The sequence below is a fragment of the Sphingobacterium bovisgrunnientis genome (genome assembly GCF_009829085.1).
Classification (GTDB): domain Bacteria; phylum Bacteroidota; class Bacteroidia; order Sphingobacteriales; family Sphingobacteriaceae; genus Sphingobacterium; species Sphingobacterium bovisgrunnientis.
Map to the genome: position 1 here is coordinate 19374 of NZ_WUQY01000031.1, position 15804 is coordinate 35177.

The window sequence follows — 15804 nt, forward strand, 5'->3', positions numbered from 1 at the left end:
TTTTACATTAAAATTTACATTGTCTTACCTTATAGGAAGACCTTTACAAAGATAACAAATTAATTTTTTACAGAATAACGGTGATTTATCAGCAGTCTTGTTTCTATCCAAGAATATTAGATGTATCATAATGTTCTACAGTAGGCATTGGGTCGTAGTAATCATGCAACAGTTTTGCCCACTCTTGGAACAATTCTGATTGGAAAAATGTTACAGTATGATCTTCTAAATTTTCCCATTCCACGAATTGAATGTATTCATTACTTACTTCTAGACTTTTGTGTAAGGAATGTTTGATATAGCCTTTACTCGCAGAAATATATTGTGCAGCAATTTTATAATCACGTTCAAAGTTTTCTTGTTGTCCTTCTTTAACTGTTAGTTTTACTACTTCTAATACCATAATTTTTATTGATTTATATGTTGAATTTTAAAGATAGTTTAAAACCAAATATAAAAAAACATAAACATAATAAGTTATAAAATTGATTTATTCGGTAATAAATGCATAGGAAGAAATAAGCAATTCTTGACCACCTATGTTTTTTATATAGACCCTTTTGGCCAATTTGTGCCAAAGCCATTTTTTACCATATTCATTATCAAATATTGGATTAGATAATTCATATTCTTTAAATTCATCAAAGGATAAAGCATTAATAGGTTCAAAAAAGCTGACAGCATAAAAATATCGCCAAAAATCAATCATAAGACTTGCAGCGTTAATATCTACTTCTAATTTAAAGAGGCTTACAAATACATCTTCCCTTATATCATGGATTTTTCTGTAGTTTTTGGCATTAAAGATTTTACTTAGTCTTTTTTCAATACCAGATAAAATCTTGTCTTCAGTTAAATTTTCTTTTCTATAAAAATTAAAATAGAGTATAGTTCCAATTGGAAACGTCTTAGTAGACCATTCTTTAAAATGAACGATTCCTTCAGGTGTATTAGAATCGACGTTTATAATTTTTAATGGTGGCATGAATCAAATATATCAAAAAAAATCCTCCTACACTTCTTAGCGCAGGAGGATTCCAAATATTACGATTTGTCCAACTTATTTTTTATTACTCACACACCACTCTTTAGCGTTGATAAATGCTTCTAACCAAGGTGTTACTTCGTCTTGACGACCAGCAGGGTAGTTCGCCCAGTTCCATTGGAAGATAGAACGTTCAATATGCGGCATTGTTACCAAGTGACGACCAGTAGTATCACATAGCATCGCTGTATTGAAGTCCGAACCGTTTGGATTGTGTGGATATTGTTCGTAAGCATATTTCGCTACGATATTGTATTTTTCTTCAGCGTATGGCAACTTGAATTTACCTTCACCGTGTGAAATCCAAACACCTAAAGTCGAACCAGCTAATGTTTTTAACATGATCGAGTTGTTGTCTTGAACTTTCACCGATACGAAGTTAGATTCGTGTTTACCCGAAGTATTGTGTGTCATTTTTCCGTGAACTTCATGATCAGGATTGATTAAATCCAATTCCATCCACAATTGACAACCGTTACAAATACCTACAGACATCGTATCTGGACGAGCGAAGAAGTTTTCTAATGCTGTACGCGCTTTCTCGTTGTATTTGAATGCACCTGCCCAACCTTTAGCCGAACCTAATACATCTGAGTTAGAGAAACCACCCACTGCACCTACGAATTGAATATCTTCCAATGTCTCACGACCCGAAATTAAATCTGTCATGTGTACATCTTTCACATCAAATCCAGCTAAATACATCGCATTTGCCATCTCACGCTCTGAATTCGAACCTTTCTCACGTATGATAGCCGCTTTAGGCTTTTCGACAGGGCTCAAAGTGACATTGTCAGACTGAGCTTGTCGAAGTTTACCGTCAAATTGAGCAGGGAGTGTAAACGCTAACGGCTGATTTTTATAGTTGTTGTAACGCTCTTGTGCCATACCATTCTTAGATTGTTTTTGATCCAATAAGAATGATGTTTTGTACCAAGTGTCACGCGTTTCAGTTACGTTGAATGTGAACGTATCTGCGTTATTTTTAATAGAAACTTCTGTTCCTTCAATCGCTTGACCGATTTTCACTGCTTCGATACCCGCTTTTGTTAATGCTGCTTCGAAAGTTGCATCATCTTTTGCTTGTAATACAACCGCAATGTTCTCATTGAATAATGCTTTCACGGTATCTGCTTCTCCTAAACCAGATAAATTATAGTTAGCGGCTAAGTTGACATCTGCAAAAGTCATTTCTAATAAAGTCGTCACTAAACCACCAGAACCAACGTCATGACCTGCTTCAATTTGACCTGCTTGGATTAAATCTTGGATCGTGTTAAACGCTGTTTTGAAGTAAGCAGCATCTTGGATAGTTGGTACTTCTTTACCAATCTTATTCAAGATTTGAGCAAATGAAGAACCTCCTAATTTGAAACTATCTTTCGATAAATTGATATAATAGATAGAACCTGCATTTTTAGATAAAACTGGCTCTACTACTTTAGTAATATCTGTACAGTTACCCGCAGCAGAGATGATCAAAGTACCTGGAGCGATTACATTTTCGCCATTCGGATACTTTTGTTTCATTGATAAAGAATCTTTACCCGTTGGGATATTGATACCTAATTCAATCGCGAAATCCGAACAAGCTTTTACTGCTTTGTACAAACGAGCATCTTCACCTTCGTTGTTACAAGCCCACATCCAGTTTGCCGATAAAGAAACACCAGCTAAACCATTTTTGATAGGTGCGAATACCAAGTTAGATAAAGACTCTGCAATCGCTGTACGGCTACCCGCAGCAGGATCTACGATAGCAGCTACTGGAGAATGACCTACAGTTGTCGCGATACCTTCTTTACCTTTAAAGTCTAATGCCATCACACCCACATTGTTCAATGGTAATTGTAATGGACCAGCACATTGTTGTTTCGCTACACGACCACCTACACAACGGTCAACTTTATTCGTCAACCAATCTTTAGCTGCAACAGCTTCTAATTGTAATACATTGTTTAAGTAAGTAGGAACGTCAGCAACATTATATTCCACATCTGCGTAATTTCTCACGACAGTGTTGTCTTTCATATACGTTTTTGGAGATGAACCGAAGAAATCTTCTAAGGCATAATCCATTGGTTTTGCACCAGTTGTTTTCGATTGGAACGTAAAACGGTGATCGCCTGTTACGTCACCCACAGTATACATCGGTGCACGCTCACGATCCGCAACACGTTTCAACGTTTCGATATCTTTTTCCGCAATCACTAAGCCCATACGCTCTTGTGACTCGTTACCGATGATTTCTTTAGCAGAAAGGGTTGGATCACCTACAGGTAATGCATCTAAATCGATCAAACCACCTGTATCTTCTACTAATTCTGATAAACAGTTTAAGTGACCACCAGCACCATGATCATGGATAGAAACGATAGGATTGTTGTCTGATTCTACCATACCACGAACCGCATTAGCAGCACGTTTTTGCATTTCTGGGTTAGAACGTTGGATCGCGTTTAACTCGATACCCGAACCGAAAGCACCTGTATCAGCCGATGAAACTGCAGCTCCACCCATACCAATTCGGTAGTTTTCACCACCTAATATCACGATTTTATCACCAGTTTGAGGTGTATGTTTCTTAGCTTGATCTAATTTACCATAACCCACACCACCAGCTTGCATGATTACTTTATCGTAACCTAATTTGCGACCTTCTTCTTCGTGTTCAAAAGTTAAAACAGAACCTGTGATTAATGGTTGACCGAATTTATTACCGAAATCAGAAGCACCATTAGACGCTTTGATTAAGATATCCATTGGTGTTTGGTATAACCATTCACGTTCTTGTACCGCTTTTTCCCAAGGTTTGTCTTGCAACAAACGTGAGTAAGCTGTCATATAAATCGCTGTACCAGCCAAAGGCAATGCACCTTGACCACCAGCTAGGCGGTCACGAATCTCACCACCCGAACCAGTAGCAGCACCAGAGAATGGCTCTACCGTAGTAGGGAAGTTGTGGGTTTCTGCTTTTACAGAAAGAACCGAGTCAAATTCTTTTTCTTCGTAGAAATCCGGTTTGTCTGCAGATTTAGGTGCAAATTGCGTTACGCGCGGACCTTTTACGAAAGCTACGTTGTCTTTATATGCCGAAACAATATCGTTAGGATTTGTTTCAGATGTTTTCTTAATTAATTTGAATAAAGAAGTAGGTTGTTCTTCGCCATCAATGATAAAAGTACCGTTAAAGATTTTGTGACGACAGTGCTCAGAGTTTGCTTGAGAGAAAGCGAATACTTCAGAATCCGTTAATTTACGACCTAATTTAGTCGCTAAATTATTTAAGTATTCTACTTCTTCAGGGTTTAAAGCTAACCCTTCTGCTTTATTATAGGCGTCAATATCGTCGATTTCCAAAATAGGTTCTGGTTCGATATTGATGGTATACATTTCTTGTGTCAGGGCAGCATATTTTTGCGAGATCATTGGATCGAAATCAGAAAAATCTGCTGCTACAGGCTGAAACTCCTCAATGCGAATCAAACCTTGAATACCCATGTTTTGCGTGATTTCTACCGCATTGGTACTCCAAGGCGTAATCATCGCTGCTCTAGGGCCTACATAGAAATTGTTAAGGGTTTGTTCGTCAAGTTTTTTGGCGTTGCCGAATAGCCAGTTTAGTTTTGTAATGTCTTCTTGTGATAAAGAGTTAACACTTTGAACAGCATAAACGATGTTCGATGGGTTCTCAAAGAAATGGATCATTATTGTATGTTAGTTTTGAACGTTCTTCAAATTAAAACACAAAAATACGCATAATTTTACAATGATTTGCATGAAAGTAGATTTGTTGGTAAATAGGTGTTTTTAAACATTTCCACTATAAAGACATCTTTTTAAATATCTACTTATTGTTGTTGTATTGCTCCGCTAAAACATTTAAATTTGATAGAACGACATCTATCATTTGGGATTTAACCGATTATTCAGCAATTAGATACACTATATTATGCTACTATCTGATTTACTTCCTACGTGAATTCATTTAAATAAATCTAACCCAATTTAAAACATGAACAGAAAAGATTTTATTAAAAATACTGCGCTTGCATTTGCTGGAATTTCTATTGTTCCACGACATGTGTTAGGCGGCTCAAATTTTTTAGCACCTAGTGATCGCATAAACTTAGGCTATATAGGTGTAGGAAAACAGGTTGGCACTCTTCTAAATGGATTGGGACAATTACCTGAAACAATGGTATTGGCTGCTGCAGATGTAGATAGTCAGAAGTTAGCTCATTTTATTGGACAAGCGAATCGAGTAAACGCTAAAAAAAGCAATAAAGAAGTTGCTGGATATAGGGATTATAGAGAGTTGTTAGAACGTAAAGACATTGATGCTGTGGTAGTGGCTTCGCCGGATCACTGGCATGCGTTGCATGTCATCGATGCAGCCAAGCAAGGCAAAGATGTTTATTGCGAAAAGCCGTTGGCGTTGACCATTGATGAGGGGCGCGCAATGTGCAATGCTGTAAATAAATACAAACGCGTACTACAAACAGGAAGTATGCAGCGTTCGCAATACAATTTTAGACAAGCAGTAGAACTAATTCGAAATGGTTATATTGGCGACATAAATACAATTAATGTTCATGTGGGAGAAGCTGTCAAACAATGCGATTTGCCAACGCTTCCAGTGCCTGAATATTTAGATTGGGATATGTGGGTAGGGCCATCGCTGTTCAGAGGGTATCACCCAGATTTAGCACCACCATTGGGATCACCTCAATGGGCTGGCTGGCGCTGGTATAGGGATTTTGGTGGAGGTTACATTTCTGATTGGGGTGCGCATATGTTCGATATTATTCAATGGGCTTTGGATATGGACGATTCAGGACCAATTGAGTTTGTGCCACCAACTTTGCCTAGTGCTTCGTCGGGCTTATATTACAAATATGCAAATGGTCCAACGGTTTATCACAAGAATTGGGGAGAAACAAATGCCATACAATTTATAGGAACAGAAGGTAAGGTGGAAGTTTCAAGATCATTTTTACGTTTCGACAATCCGAAATTAAAAGATTTGAAGTTTAAGTCAAGTGATAAGCGTGTACACTTCTCGGATGATCACTATGCGGATTGGGTGAAGTCGATTAAAAATCGTTCTTTGCCCGTGGCATCTGTGGAAGTGGGACACCGAACAGCTTCTATTTGTAATGCAGCAAATATAGCTTATGAATTACAAAAGCCTCTTAAATGGGATCCTAAACAGGAAATATTTGATAATTCCTTTGCTAATAATATGCGTATGCGTCCATATCGAGGCAATTGGGATTATACCAATTTTTAATAAACGAAGAAGTCAGTTGCTAGCAACTGACTTCTTCGTTTATTGTAATATATGTTTTGCAAATTCCATACAGACTTTGACTTCTTGCACAGCATCAGAGCCCGCTGGGATTTTGTATTCCAATTCTATCGTCACAGGGATGCTGTATTTTTTATTTTTCAACAATAACAATATCTCCTTTATTGGTGTGTCACCTTCGCCCCATTTCAAATTCGCTGCCCCGTTTTCTTTGTTTTTGCGATCTTTAAGGTGTAGACTTGAAATTCGTTTGTGTTTTTTTTCAATAAAGGCTAATAAAGATTCCGTAGTATTATTTCCACCAGCAGCAATATAATGGCCACAATCTAAATTCAACGAATTGAATTTATTCTGCTTGAGAGCTGTATCCCACGTTTGATCATTTCCTTGCAAATGGTTATGGTAGCCTACATACATTTTGTACTTCGCAGCAATACGTCCCAATCGTTCAGCGTGTTCTGCATCACCTACGCGGAGTTCGGTTGTTACAGATTTCGCACCTAAAGCTTTTGCCGATCGCATTGCGAAATCTACTTCTTCATCCGTGCTATTTTTATTGAGCAGATTGGGTTTGTAAGCGTATATTTTTATGCCTTCTGAATTCAATTTCTTTTTTACTTTCTTGAATTCATTCATCGAGATACTCGATCGCCATTTTTTGATACTCTCAGGATCGCTTGGTCGTCCTAAATAAATTTCTACAGGATCGCCCATTAATTCAACCGCACTAATTCCGCTATTTTTTATTTGTTGGATCAAACTCTCCAAATCTTGTGGCATAGATCGGTATGAATAAGTAATCACGCCGATTTGTACACCACCGAATTTTGAATTTAACTTTTCAGTAGACTGTCCAAAGCTATTGGTATTAAGAATTAATACTAAAATGCTAACAATAAAAGTTTTTAACATGATGTTTTTTTATAGGTTTATGAAGATTTTAAAAACTAAAATTAAAAATATTATTGGAAAGTAACACTTTAATACTTAAGTTCGTATCAACTTTAGGGGTGTCTACAATTTTGTAGGCTGAGATTTTACCCTCATAACCTGATCTAGATCATACTAGCGTAGGGAAAAGTGAGATGTCTTCGTGTATTTGCAATCGCAATGTCGTAGCCATTCCTAAAGTTTTATTTTAAAACAAAAACAGGAATGGAACTTACAATCAATCATCAAATTTATTTTTTCGACCAAGAACTTAGTTCTTTAGAAGAATTGGTTTTGTTCAAAACAAAAGGACAAATCAAAGGCGTCGCTGTGGCTTTAAATCAGCGTGTGATTCCCAAATCCCAATGGTCAGAAACCAAAATTCAAAACCACGACAACATTCTTCTTTTGACAGCAACGCAAGGTGGTTAATTCATTCATATCAAATACACAAAATTATGAGACAAGATCAAATTACAAAGACTCCTTTTCCGAATTCCCGAAAGGTATTTATTTCGGGCAATATCCATCCTATAAAAGTCGCTATGCGCGAAATTCAATTGAGTCCTACAAAATTAAGAAATGGCGTGATGGAGATGAATCCTCCTATAACCATATACGATACGTCGGGGCCATATACGGATATCAATGCAGAAATTGATGTGCGCAAGGGACTTCCACGCATTCGCGAACAATGGATTTTGGATAGAGGTGATGTTGAAATATTGCCAGACTTTAGTTCTGAATACGGAAAGGAACGGTTGGCAGACAAGAAACTTGATGAGTTGCGTTTTCAGCATTTGGCAAAGCCTAAAAAAAGCAAAGATGGTCAAAATGTAACCCAATTGTATTACGCAAAACAGGGAATCATAACTCCTGAAATGGAATATATCGCTATTCGTGAAAATCAACGCCTAGGTCAACTGGAAAGCGCTACTAAAGGAATGGCACATCAACACGCTGGAGAAAGTTTTGGTGCTAATACACCTAAAGGTAAAATTACGCCTGAATTTGTGCGTGCTGAAATAGCTGCTGGACGAGCAATTATACCCAATAATATTAATCACCCAGAGAGCGAACCGATGATAATTGGGCGTAATTTCTTGGTGAAAATCAATGCCAATATTGGAAATAGCGCGGTCACTTCAAGTATTGAAGAAGAAGTGGAAAAAGCGGTTTGGGCTTGCCGTTGGGGGGCGGATACCATAATGGATTTGTCTACTGGAAAAAATATCCACGAAACCCGTGAATGGATTATTCGTAATTCTCCTGTTCCGATTGGTACAGTGCCTATTTATCAAGCTTTAGAAAAAGTCAATGGTGTTGCCGAAGATTTGACATGGGAAATTTTTCGTGACACCTTGATCGAACAAGCGGAGCAAGGTGTTTCCTATTTTACCATACATGCGGGTGTTTTGTTGCGCTATATCCATTTGACAGCAAATCGTGTAACGGGAATTGTATCACGTGGTGGTTCAATTATGGCAAAATGGTGTTTGTTTCATCATAAAGAGAATTTCCTTTACACACACTTTGAAGATATCTGCGAAATTATGAAGCAATACGATGTTGCTTTTTCATTGGGAGATGGGTTGCGTCCAGGGGCGATTGCGGATGCAAATGATGCAGCTCAGTTTGCAGAATTGGAAACGTTGGGTGAGTTGACAAAAATCGCGTGGAAGCACGATGTGCAAGTAATGATCGAAGGTCCTGGGCATGTTCCAATGCATTTGATCAAAGAGAATATGGAAAAGCAATTGCAAGAATGCGAAGAAGCTCCATTCTATACTCTAGGGCCATTGACCACGGATATTGCACCGGGTTATGATCATATCACTTCAGCAATTGGTGCGGCAATGATTGGTTGGTACGGTTGTGCGATGTTGTGTTATGTGACGCCAAAAGAGCATTTGGGCTTACCAAACAAAAAAGATGTCAAGGATGGCGTAATTACATACAAGTTAGCGGCGCATGCTGCGGATTTGGCCAAAGGCCATCCTGGAGCACAGTATAGAGACAATGCATTGAGCAAAGCGCGTTTTGAATTTCGTTGGGAAGATCAATTTAATTTGTCATTAGATCCAGATACAGCACGCGAATTCCACGATGAAACTTTGCCTGCTGATGCTGCTAAAGTCGCACACTTCTGTTCGATGTGTGGTCCGAAATTCTGTTCGATGAAAATCACGCAAGAGATTCGTGATTCTGTGGAAGATGGAATGTTGGAAAAGTCAGAAGAGTTTATAGCAAACGGCAAGGAAATTTATTTATGATAGTTGTTATTAGTCCAGAGCAGAATTTGCCAAATGAGACTCTTTGGGTGAATAGACTATTTGAGGAGGGGTTAGAGCGTTTTCATGTTCGTAAATCTTCTATAGATGATAGTTCGGTGATTGACTATTTGAAACAAATTGATAGCGCATATTATTCTAAACTTGTTTTGCACGACAGACCTCATGTAGCTGCTGACTTTGGCTTGACTCATTTCCATTACAGTGAAAAAGAAAGAAATGGGATCTTGTCAAAACCTAAGCATAACTCATTCTTTTCTACTTCGGTTCATGGTATAGACGAATTTAATACTTTAGGTTTTTTTTGGGATTCCGCTTTTTTAAGTCCTATTTTTCCAAGTGTTTCAAAAATTGGTTATGGGGTGGATAGTTCTGTTTCAAAACAATTAAAATTTAGGACAAACTATAGCACCAAACTCATTGGACTAGGGGGAATAACTCCTCAAAATATGCACGAAGTATTAGCGAAAGGTGCTGATGGAGTAGCATTATTGGGTGCGATTTGGCAATCCCAAAATCCTTTAGAAACATTTAAGTCATGCAAGAAGTAAGACCGTATGTGCTGTGTATAGGCGGTTTTGATCCTTCGGCAGGTGCAGGCGTATTAGCCGATATCAAGACCTTGGAACAATTAAAAGTTTTTGGTTTGGCTGTTTTGACGTGCAATACAATACAGACCGAAAATGAATTTATTGCCTTGAATTGGTTTGAAACGGAAATTATACTTGAAGCTATTCAGAGGCTCATGCAAGTTTACCCTATCGAGTATGTGAAAATTGGTGTGGTGAAAAACTCAGATATGCTTTGTCAAATAGTTGATGAATTGCTATCTATTAATCCGCAATGTAAGATTATTTGGGATACAGTTTTAGGAAGTACTACAGGTTATAATTTGTTTGAAATGGACAATTTGGTGAAATTGAAAATTGTATTACCTAAAGTGTGTCTTGTAACTCCAAATATATTGGAATATAACATTTTAATCTCTTTTGGTTTAATTGATTCTGTAGGTGGATTGGCAGTACTTCAAAAGGCTGGACACAGCAAAGAAAGGCTAGGTGTAGATATTTTATTTTATAAAAATCAAATCATTGAAATACAGCAAGGTCAAGAAAAATTGCCACAAAAGCATGGTTCAGGATGTGTGTTAGCTAGCGCGATAACAGGCTATTTGTCTTTAGGAAATGACTTAGAATCAGCGTGCAAATTGGCGAAGAGTTATATAAATAGGTTTTTAAATTCTAATCAAACATTATTAGGATACCATTATGAATAAGATAAGCAAACTACAATACATCTCTCAGGGAAACACTTGGGATGAGCAAGCGAACAACATCATCACGGCATTGAATAATGGCGTGAAATGGGTTCAGCTACGCTGGAAAAATGCATCTAAAGAAGAAATTTTTGATCTAGCGCGTCTGGTAAAGGTTTGGTGCATGTCACATAAAGCTAAACTCATAATCAATGACCACGTGGATATTGCGAAATCTGTCAATGCAGATGGTGTACATCTGGGACTAGCAGATATGAAAGTAGTAGAGGCAAAGCAAATATTAGGTGAAGGAAAAATTTATGGAAGAACTGCTAACACGCTAGATGATATTTATTTGAGAATGGAAGAAGGTTGTGATTATATCGGATTAGGGCCATTTAGATTTACATCAACCAAAGAAAAATTAAGTCCGATTTTAGGTTTAGCGGGCTATCAACAAATTTTTGATCATCTACATAAATTGAAATCTTTTCCACCCATCATCGCTATTGGCGGTATCTCCTTAGAAGATATTGCAGCATTACAACATGTTGGCGTCTATGGTGTAGCGTTGTCGAAGTATATTACAGAAAATCCACTAGAGGTGTCTAAAATTGAAGCTTTATTATGAAAAACGAACTCAAAATAGCAGATAAAATATTTGATTCCAGGTTATTTCTCGGAACTGGAAAGTTTGGAAATTTAACAGAAATGCAGCAAGCTATCGAGATTTCAGGATCTAATTTGGTTACTGTCGCATTACGAAGGGTTGATTTAAAGCAGAATAATCAAGAAAATATTATTCATTATCTCCAACAGACAAAAGTAGATTTGTTACCCAATACTTCGGGAGCAAGGACTGCTGAAGAAGCAATAGTGTTGGCTGAGATGGGACGCGATGCGATGGAAACTAATTGGGTGAAACTCGAAATCCATCCTGATCCGCGTTATCTGATGCCTGACCCGATTGAAACATTGCTAGCAGCAGAAAAACTAATTAAAAGTGGATTTGTGGTGTTGCCTTACATTCATGCGGACCCTGTTCTCTGCAAACGATTAGAAGAAGTAGGTACTGCCGCAGTGATGCCGTTAGCAGCGCCTATTGGAAGTAATAAAGGATTGCGAACAATAGATTTTTTAGAAATTATCATTGAGCAAAGTCAAGTTCCTGTTGTTGTAGATGCGGGGTTGGGTGCGCCTTCAGACGCAGCTAAGGCGATGGAATTAGGGGCAGATGCGGTTTTGGTGAATACGGCAATTGCGGTAGCAAGTAATCCTGTCGAAATGGCTTTAGCATTTAAAGAAGCAACAATTGCGGGTAGAAGAGCTTTTGAGTGCGGTGTGCCTCAAGTGCATCAGTATGCAGAAGCTTCAAGCCCGTTGGATACTTTTTTATTTTAAAAAATTATGCTGGAAACATTTTTAGCTCATTTTGCCAAGTATGATTGGGATGTTGTGAAGTCCCAGATCAATAAGGTTTCTGCACAGGATGTCCAAACTGTATTGGCTAAAAGGAAGAAGACCTTACAGGATTTTATGATCTTGTTATCGCCTGTAGCAGCTGACTTTTTAACTCAAATGGCTACGCAATCTCAATTATTGACCCGACAGCGTTTTGGAAAGACTATTCAATTGTTTGCGCCATTGTACTTGAGTAATGAGTGTCAAAACATTTGTACGTATTGTGGTTTTAGTTTGGATAATAAGATCAAGCGCAAAACTTTAACCAATATGGAATTGCTTTTGGAAGCTGCAGAACTTAAAACACGCGGGATCGATCATGTGTTGTTGGTAAGTGGGGAAGCAAACCATACTGTCGGGATCGAATTTTTTTTGAATGCGGTAAAATTACTTAAACCATTATTTTCTAATATTTCAATGGAAGTACAGCCTTTGGAAGAAGATGAATATCGGCTATTGACGGACGCAGGCGTTCATTCGATATTGGTTTACCAAGAGACCTATCACAAAGAAGTGTACAAACAGTACCATCCAAAAGGAAAGAAATCCAACTTTGATTACCGAGCAGAGACGCCTGATCGGTTAGGTCGAAGTGAAATGCATAAAATGGGTTTGGGTGTCTTGCTTGGCTTAGAAGATTGGCGAGTAGATAGCTTTTTCAATGCTTTGCATCTGGATTATTTGCAAAAGAAATATTGGAAAACTAAATATGCTGTTTCATTTCCACGATTAAGACCTGCGGAAGGGGTGATTCATCCGAATTATGAAATTTCGGATCGAGAGCTTTTCCAACTCATTTGTGCTTATAGAATTTGGAATCCTGATTTGGAATTGTCTATTTCTACGCGCGAAAGCGAAGTTTTTCGCAACAATATTATTCGATATGGCGTGACAAGCATGAGCGCAGCTTCCAAAACTAATCCTGGTGGTTATGTTGTAGATCCACAATCTTTAGAACAATTTGAAATTTCGGATGAGCGATCTGTAGCTGATGTCAAGTCAGTTATCTTAGATGCTGGGTATGAACCTTTGTTCAAAGATTGGGAAAGTGTGTTATGATAAAGTCTGATGATAAATTTAATCGTTATAGCCGACAGATTTTTATAGAAGAAGTTGGTGTCGGAGGGCAACGCGCCCTATTAACTGCTAAAGTTTTGGTCATAGGTGCGGGAGGCTTGGGTAGTGTTGTGCTTCCATATTTAGCGGCTGCTGGAGTTGGAAAATTAGGAATTGTTGATTTTGATTTGGTCGAATGGCATAACTTAAACCGTCAAATTATCCATAAAGAATCTAGTATTGGAAAATATAAAGTCGATAGTTCTTTTGAATTCATAAAGAATTTAAATTCTACTATTGAAGTGGAATGCTTTAATATAAAATTGACAGCGGATAACATTGAGGATATTTTGGAAGATTATGATATAGTACTTGATTGTTCGGATAATTTTGATACAAGATACTTAATTAATGACACTTGTGTTGTTTTAGATAAAGTACTTGTTTATGGAAGTATCTTTGCTTTTGAAGGGCAGGTTGCTGTATTTAATTTTAGAGGGAGCAAACATCTGAGAGATGTTTTTCCTGAGCCGCCCGATCCTGAGATGGTTCCAAATTGTGATGTAAACGGAGTTTTAGGTCCTTTACCAGGTGTAATAGGAAGTATGATGGCTATGCTTTGTATAGAAATTATTGTGGGTATAGAGGTGGCAACGAATTCCTTGCTTCTATTTGATTTAAGAAAGTGGCATTTTACACAGATAGAATTCTAATGAAGATAAAGCTTTGGCAGGATACAGCAGGATAATTAAATATAGAAAAGGCTGTAGATTTCGTGATTAAATGATTAACCATGAAATCTACAGCCTTACTTAGCATCTTACTAATTTCGATTTTTCAATTCTCAAATGCTTTTGCGCAAAAGAAAAAATCAGCTAATGCTACTAAGAAGCCTATGAACGTGCTTTTTATAGCTACAGATGATATGCGTGCCGACTTGCAAGTGTTAGGTCACAAATTAGCAAAGACTCCAAATTTAGATAAGTTGGCAAAAGATGGGGTGCTGTTTGAAAGGGCGTATTGCCAATATCCTCTTTGTGGACCTTCTAGGGCTTCATTACTTACTGGTCGGAAACCAACTATCTCAGGATTATACGGCAACAGAGAGTGGTATGGGGCTTCATTTCCCGATTGGAAAAGTATACCGATGTATTTCAAAGAACAAGGGTACGTCACCTGGCGTACGGGGAAAATATTTCACGGCGGAATTGACGATACAGATGCATGGGTAGAAGGAGGTGAAGTTAGGGATCATAATGCACCAATTAATACAGACCCGCCTTCAGCTGTGTCATCAACGCAGTATTATGCAAATATTTGGAGGTCAGCACCAAAATTAACAGAGGGGGCTGACTCGTCTGTAAGATCAGATCGTTGGGGAGCTTTACATGGCAAGGAAGCACAAAATTTGGGTGATACCAAAGTTGGAGATCGCGCTTTAGACTTTATTAGACGTAGTAAAAACCAGAAGGAACCTTTTTTCCTAGCTGTTGGATTCTCTAAACCACATACGCCTTTTATAGCACCTAAGGAGTTTTTTGATTTGTATGTCAAGGAAGAGATTCAACTTCCTGTCAATTTCTCTTCTCTTCCTGTTGTTCCAATTGGTTTTCCTCAAGGCGCCACACGTCTTAGAAATACAGATTTGTTTATTAATCGCACGGCCTCTGTAGATGAATCAAAAGATTTTATCAAAGCCTATTTAGCATGTATTAGTTATGTGGATTGGAATGTTGGTCGTTTATTAGATGAGTTGGAAAAGCAAGGATTAAGAGAAAATACCCTAATAGTTTTTTGGAGTGATCATGGTTATCAATTGGGTGAAAGAGGTAAATGGTCTAAAGCAGGATCGCTGTGGGAGCAAGGCACGCGCGTTCCTTTTATAATTTATGATCCAAGAGCAAAAGGAAACGGCACGTCATCTTCTCGTACTGTCGAGCTAATTGATATTTACCCTACGCTGGTCGAAGCCTGTGGTCTTCCGATGCCATCTGGATTAGACGGTGTAAGTTTAAATCCATTATTGCAAAATCCAAATGCACCGTGGGAAAGACCAGCCTATACAGTTTGGAACGAGCATAGCAAAGGAATTACAGGAGTAGTTGTACGAACAGAACGTTGGCGATATGCCGAATTTTATGGTAATGGTGCGGGAGCATTTCTTACAGATGCTGTACATGATCCGCATGAACTGATTAATTTGGTTGAAAATCCGCAATATAAAGATGTGGTAGCTGAACTTTCTCATTTAGCTCGTGAGTATGTAAAAGGAAAAACCGAACCCACAAAATAATATATTGTATAAATGTAGATAAAGACAGATTCGCCCGGATTTGTCTTTTCTTATTTTATCTGATTTTGATCTAGTTTTTTCATTTTAATAAGGCGTGCATAAACATATTTTGTTGTATTCTGCTATGCAAAAACCTATCTTTGTAACTCAAAAAAATTAAAA

The 15804-nt window shown here is 37.9% G+C and carries 14 protein-coding genes and 1 riboswitch; of the genes, 10 read left to right on the forward strand and 4 right to left on the reverse strand.

Features of this window, described 5'->3' with window-relative positions; genetic code table 11:
- Nucleotides 1-103 precede the first annotated feature (103 nt).
- The 3 genes from GOQ16_RS13705 to purL form a co-directional block, all read right to left on the reverse strand.
- Nucleotides 104-403 (reverse strand): antibiotic biosynthesis monooxygenase family protein, encoded by a 300-nt coding sequence (locus GOQ16_RS13705; protein ID WP_160069803.1) that lies wholly within the window; start codon nucleotides 401-403, stop codon nucleotides 104-106.
- Between the two features lie 87 nt (nucleotides 404-490).
- A complete protein-coding gene (locus tag GOQ16_RS13710) occupies nucleotides 491-985 on the reverse strand; it encodes a hypothetical protein (RefSeq protein WP_160069804.1) in 495 nt (164 codons plus the stop codon).
- 75 nt (nucleotides 986-1060) lie between these two features.
- Entirely contained in the window at nucleotides 1061-4753 is a 3693-nt protein-coding gene (purL, locus tag GOQ16_RS13715; RefSeq protein WP_160069805.1) for a phosphoribosylformylglycinamidine synthase, read from the reverse strand.
- A gap of 307 nt (nucleotides 4754-5060) precedes the next feature.
- Between purL and GOQ16_RS13720 the strand changes: the two genes are divergently transcribed.
- On the forward strand, nucleotides 5061-6338 hold the full coding sequence (locus tag GOQ16_RS13720) for a Gfo/Idh/MocA family protein (RefSeq protein WP_160069806.1): 1278 nt from the start codon (nucleotides 5061-5063) through the stop codon (nucleotides 6336-6338).
- 39 nt (nucleotides 6339-6377) lie between these two features.
- Here GOQ16_RS13720 and GOQ16_RS13725 read toward each other — a convergent pair whose 3' ends face one another.
- Complete coding sequence (locus GOQ16_RS13725) at nucleotides 6378-7268, reverse strand: sugar phosphate isomerase/epimerase family protein (RefSeq protein ID WP_160069807.1); 891 nt, start codon at nucleotides 7266-7268, stop codon at nucleotides 6378-6380.
- 84 nt (nucleotides 7269-7352) lie between these two features.
- Nucleotides 7353-7450: riboswitch (TPP riboswitch) on the forward strand.
- A 61-nt stretch (nucleotides 7451-7511) separates the two neighbouring features.
- Here GOQ16_RS13725 and thiS point away from each other — a divergent pair.
- The 9 genes from thiS to GOQ16_RS13770 all read left to right on the forward strand — a co-directional run bounded on the left by thiS (nucleotide 7512) and on the right by GOQ16_RS13770 (nucleotide 15642).
- Nucleotides 7512-7718, forward strand: a complete 207-nt coding sequence (gene thiS / locus GOQ16_RS13730) for a sulfur carrier protein ThiS (protein ID WP_160069808.1) — start codon at nucleotides 7512-7514, stop codon at nucleotides 7716-7718.
- A gap of 26 nt (nucleotides 7719-7744) precedes the next feature.
- Nucleotides 7745-9559, forward strand: coding sequence for a phosphomethylpyrimidine synthase ThiC (gene thiC, locus GOQ16_RS13735; RefSeq protein WP_192922533.1), 1815 nt, complete (start codon nucleotides 7745-7747; stop codon nucleotides 9557-9559).
- Nucleotides 9556-10128, forward strand: a complete 573-nt coding sequence (locus GOQ16_RS13740; protein WP_160069809.1) for a thiamine phosphate synthase — start codon at nucleotides 9556-9558, stop codon at nucleotides 10126-10128. The genes thiC and GOQ16_RS13740 overlap by 4 nt, the downstream gene beginning before the upstream one ends.
- Nucleotides 10116-10853: a hydroxymethylpyrimidine/phosphomethylpyrimidine kinase gene (locus GOQ16_RS13745; RefSeq protein WP_160069810.1), complete on the forward strand. Its 738-nt coding sequence runs from the start codon at nucleotides 10116-10118 to the stop codon at nucleotides 10851-10853. The genes GOQ16_RS13740 and GOQ16_RS13745 overlap by 13 nt, the downstream gene beginning before the upstream one ends.
- Complete coding sequence (gene thiE / locus GOQ16_RS13750; protein WP_160069811.1) at nucleotides 10846-11463, forward strand: thiamine phosphate synthase; 618 nt, start codon at nucleotides 10846-10848, stop codon at nucleotides 11461-11463. The genes GOQ16_RS13745 and thiE overlap by 8 nt, the downstream gene beginning before the upstream one ends.
- On the forward strand, nucleotides 11460-12233 hold the full coding sequence (locus tag GOQ16_RS13755) for a thiazole synthase (protein WP_160069812.1): 774 nt from the start codon (nucleotides 11460-11462) through the stop codon (nucleotides 12231-12233). The genes thiE and GOQ16_RS13755 overlap by 4 nt, the downstream gene beginning before the upstream one ends.
- A gap of 6 nt (nucleotides 12234-12239) precedes the next feature.
- A complete protein-coding gene (gene thiH / locus GOQ16_RS13760; protein ID WP_204987487.1) occupies nucleotides 12240-13352 on the forward strand; it encodes a 2-iminoacetate synthase ThiH in 1113 nt (370 codons plus the stop codon).
- The gene (locus GOQ16_RS13765; RefSeq protein ID WP_160069813.1) at nucleotides 13349-14062 is read left to right on the forward strand and encodes a HesA/MoeB/ThiF family protein; all 714 of its coding nucleotides are present in this window, start codon (nucleotides 13349-13351) and stop codon (nucleotides 14060-14062) included. Before thiH ends, GOQ16_RS13765 begins: the two co-directional genes overlap by 4 nt.
- Before the next feature lie 80 nt (nucleotides 14063-14142).
- A complete protein-coding gene (locus GOQ16_RS13770; RefSeq protein ID WP_160069814.1) occupies nucleotides 14143-15642 on the forward strand; it encodes a sulfatase in 1500 nt (499 codons plus the stop codon).
- Nucleotides 15643-15804 lie beyond the last annotated feature (162 nt).

Coding starts and splice junctions, on each gene's coding strand:
- GOQ16_RS13745 (WP_160069810.1), top strand. CDS start 10,116: ATGCAAGAAGTAAGACCGTATGTGCTGTGTATAGGCGGTTTTGATCCT.
- thiH (WP_204987487.1), top strand. CDS start 12,240: ATGCTGGAAACATTTTTAGCTCATTTTGCCAAGTATGATTGGGATGTT.
- GOQ16_RS13755 (WP_160069812.1), top strand. CDS start 11,460: ATGAAAAACGAACTCAAAATAGCAGATAAAATATTTGATTCCAGGTTA.
- thiS (WP_160069808.1), top strand. CDS start 7,512: ATGGAACTTACAATCAATCATCAAATTTATTTTTTCGACCAAGAACTT.
- GOQ16_RS13720 (WP_160069806.1), top strand. CDS start 5,061: ATGAACAGAAAAGATTTTATTAAAAATACTGCGCTTGCATTTGCTGGA.
- GOQ16_RS13725 (WP_160069807.1), bottom strand. CDS start 7,268: ATGTTAAAAACTTTTATTGTTAGCATTTTAGTATTAATTCTTAATACC.
- thiE (WP_160069811.1), top strand. CDS start 10,846: ATGAATAAGATAAGCAAACTACAATACATCTCTCAGGGAAACACTTGG.
- GOQ16_RS13705 (WP_160069803.1), bottom strand. CDS start 403: ATGGTATTAGAAGTAGTAAAACTAACAGTTAAAGAAGGACAACAAGAA.
- GOQ16_RS13770 (WP_160069814.1), top strand. CDS start 14,143: ATGAAATCTACAGCCTTACTTAGCATCTTACTAATTTCGATTTTTCAA.
- thiC (WP_192922533.1), top strand. CDS start 7,745: ATGAGACAAGATCAAATTACAAAGACTCCTTTTCCGAATTCCCGAAAG.
- GOQ16_RS13765 (WP_160069813.1), top strand. CDS start 13,349: ATGATAAAGTCTGATGATAAATTTAATCGTTATAGCCGACAGATTTTT.
- GOQ16_RS13710 (WP_160069804.1), bottom strand. CDS start 985: ATGCCACCATTAAAAATTATAAACGTCGATTCTAATACACCTGAAGGA.
- purL (WP_160069805.1), bottom strand. CDS start 4,753: ATGATCCATTTCTTTGAGAACCCATCGAACATCGTTTATGCTGTTCAA.
- GOQ16_RS13740 (WP_160069809.1), top strand. CDS start 9,556: ATGATAGTTGTTATTAGTCCAGAGCAGAATTTGCCAAATGAGACTCTT.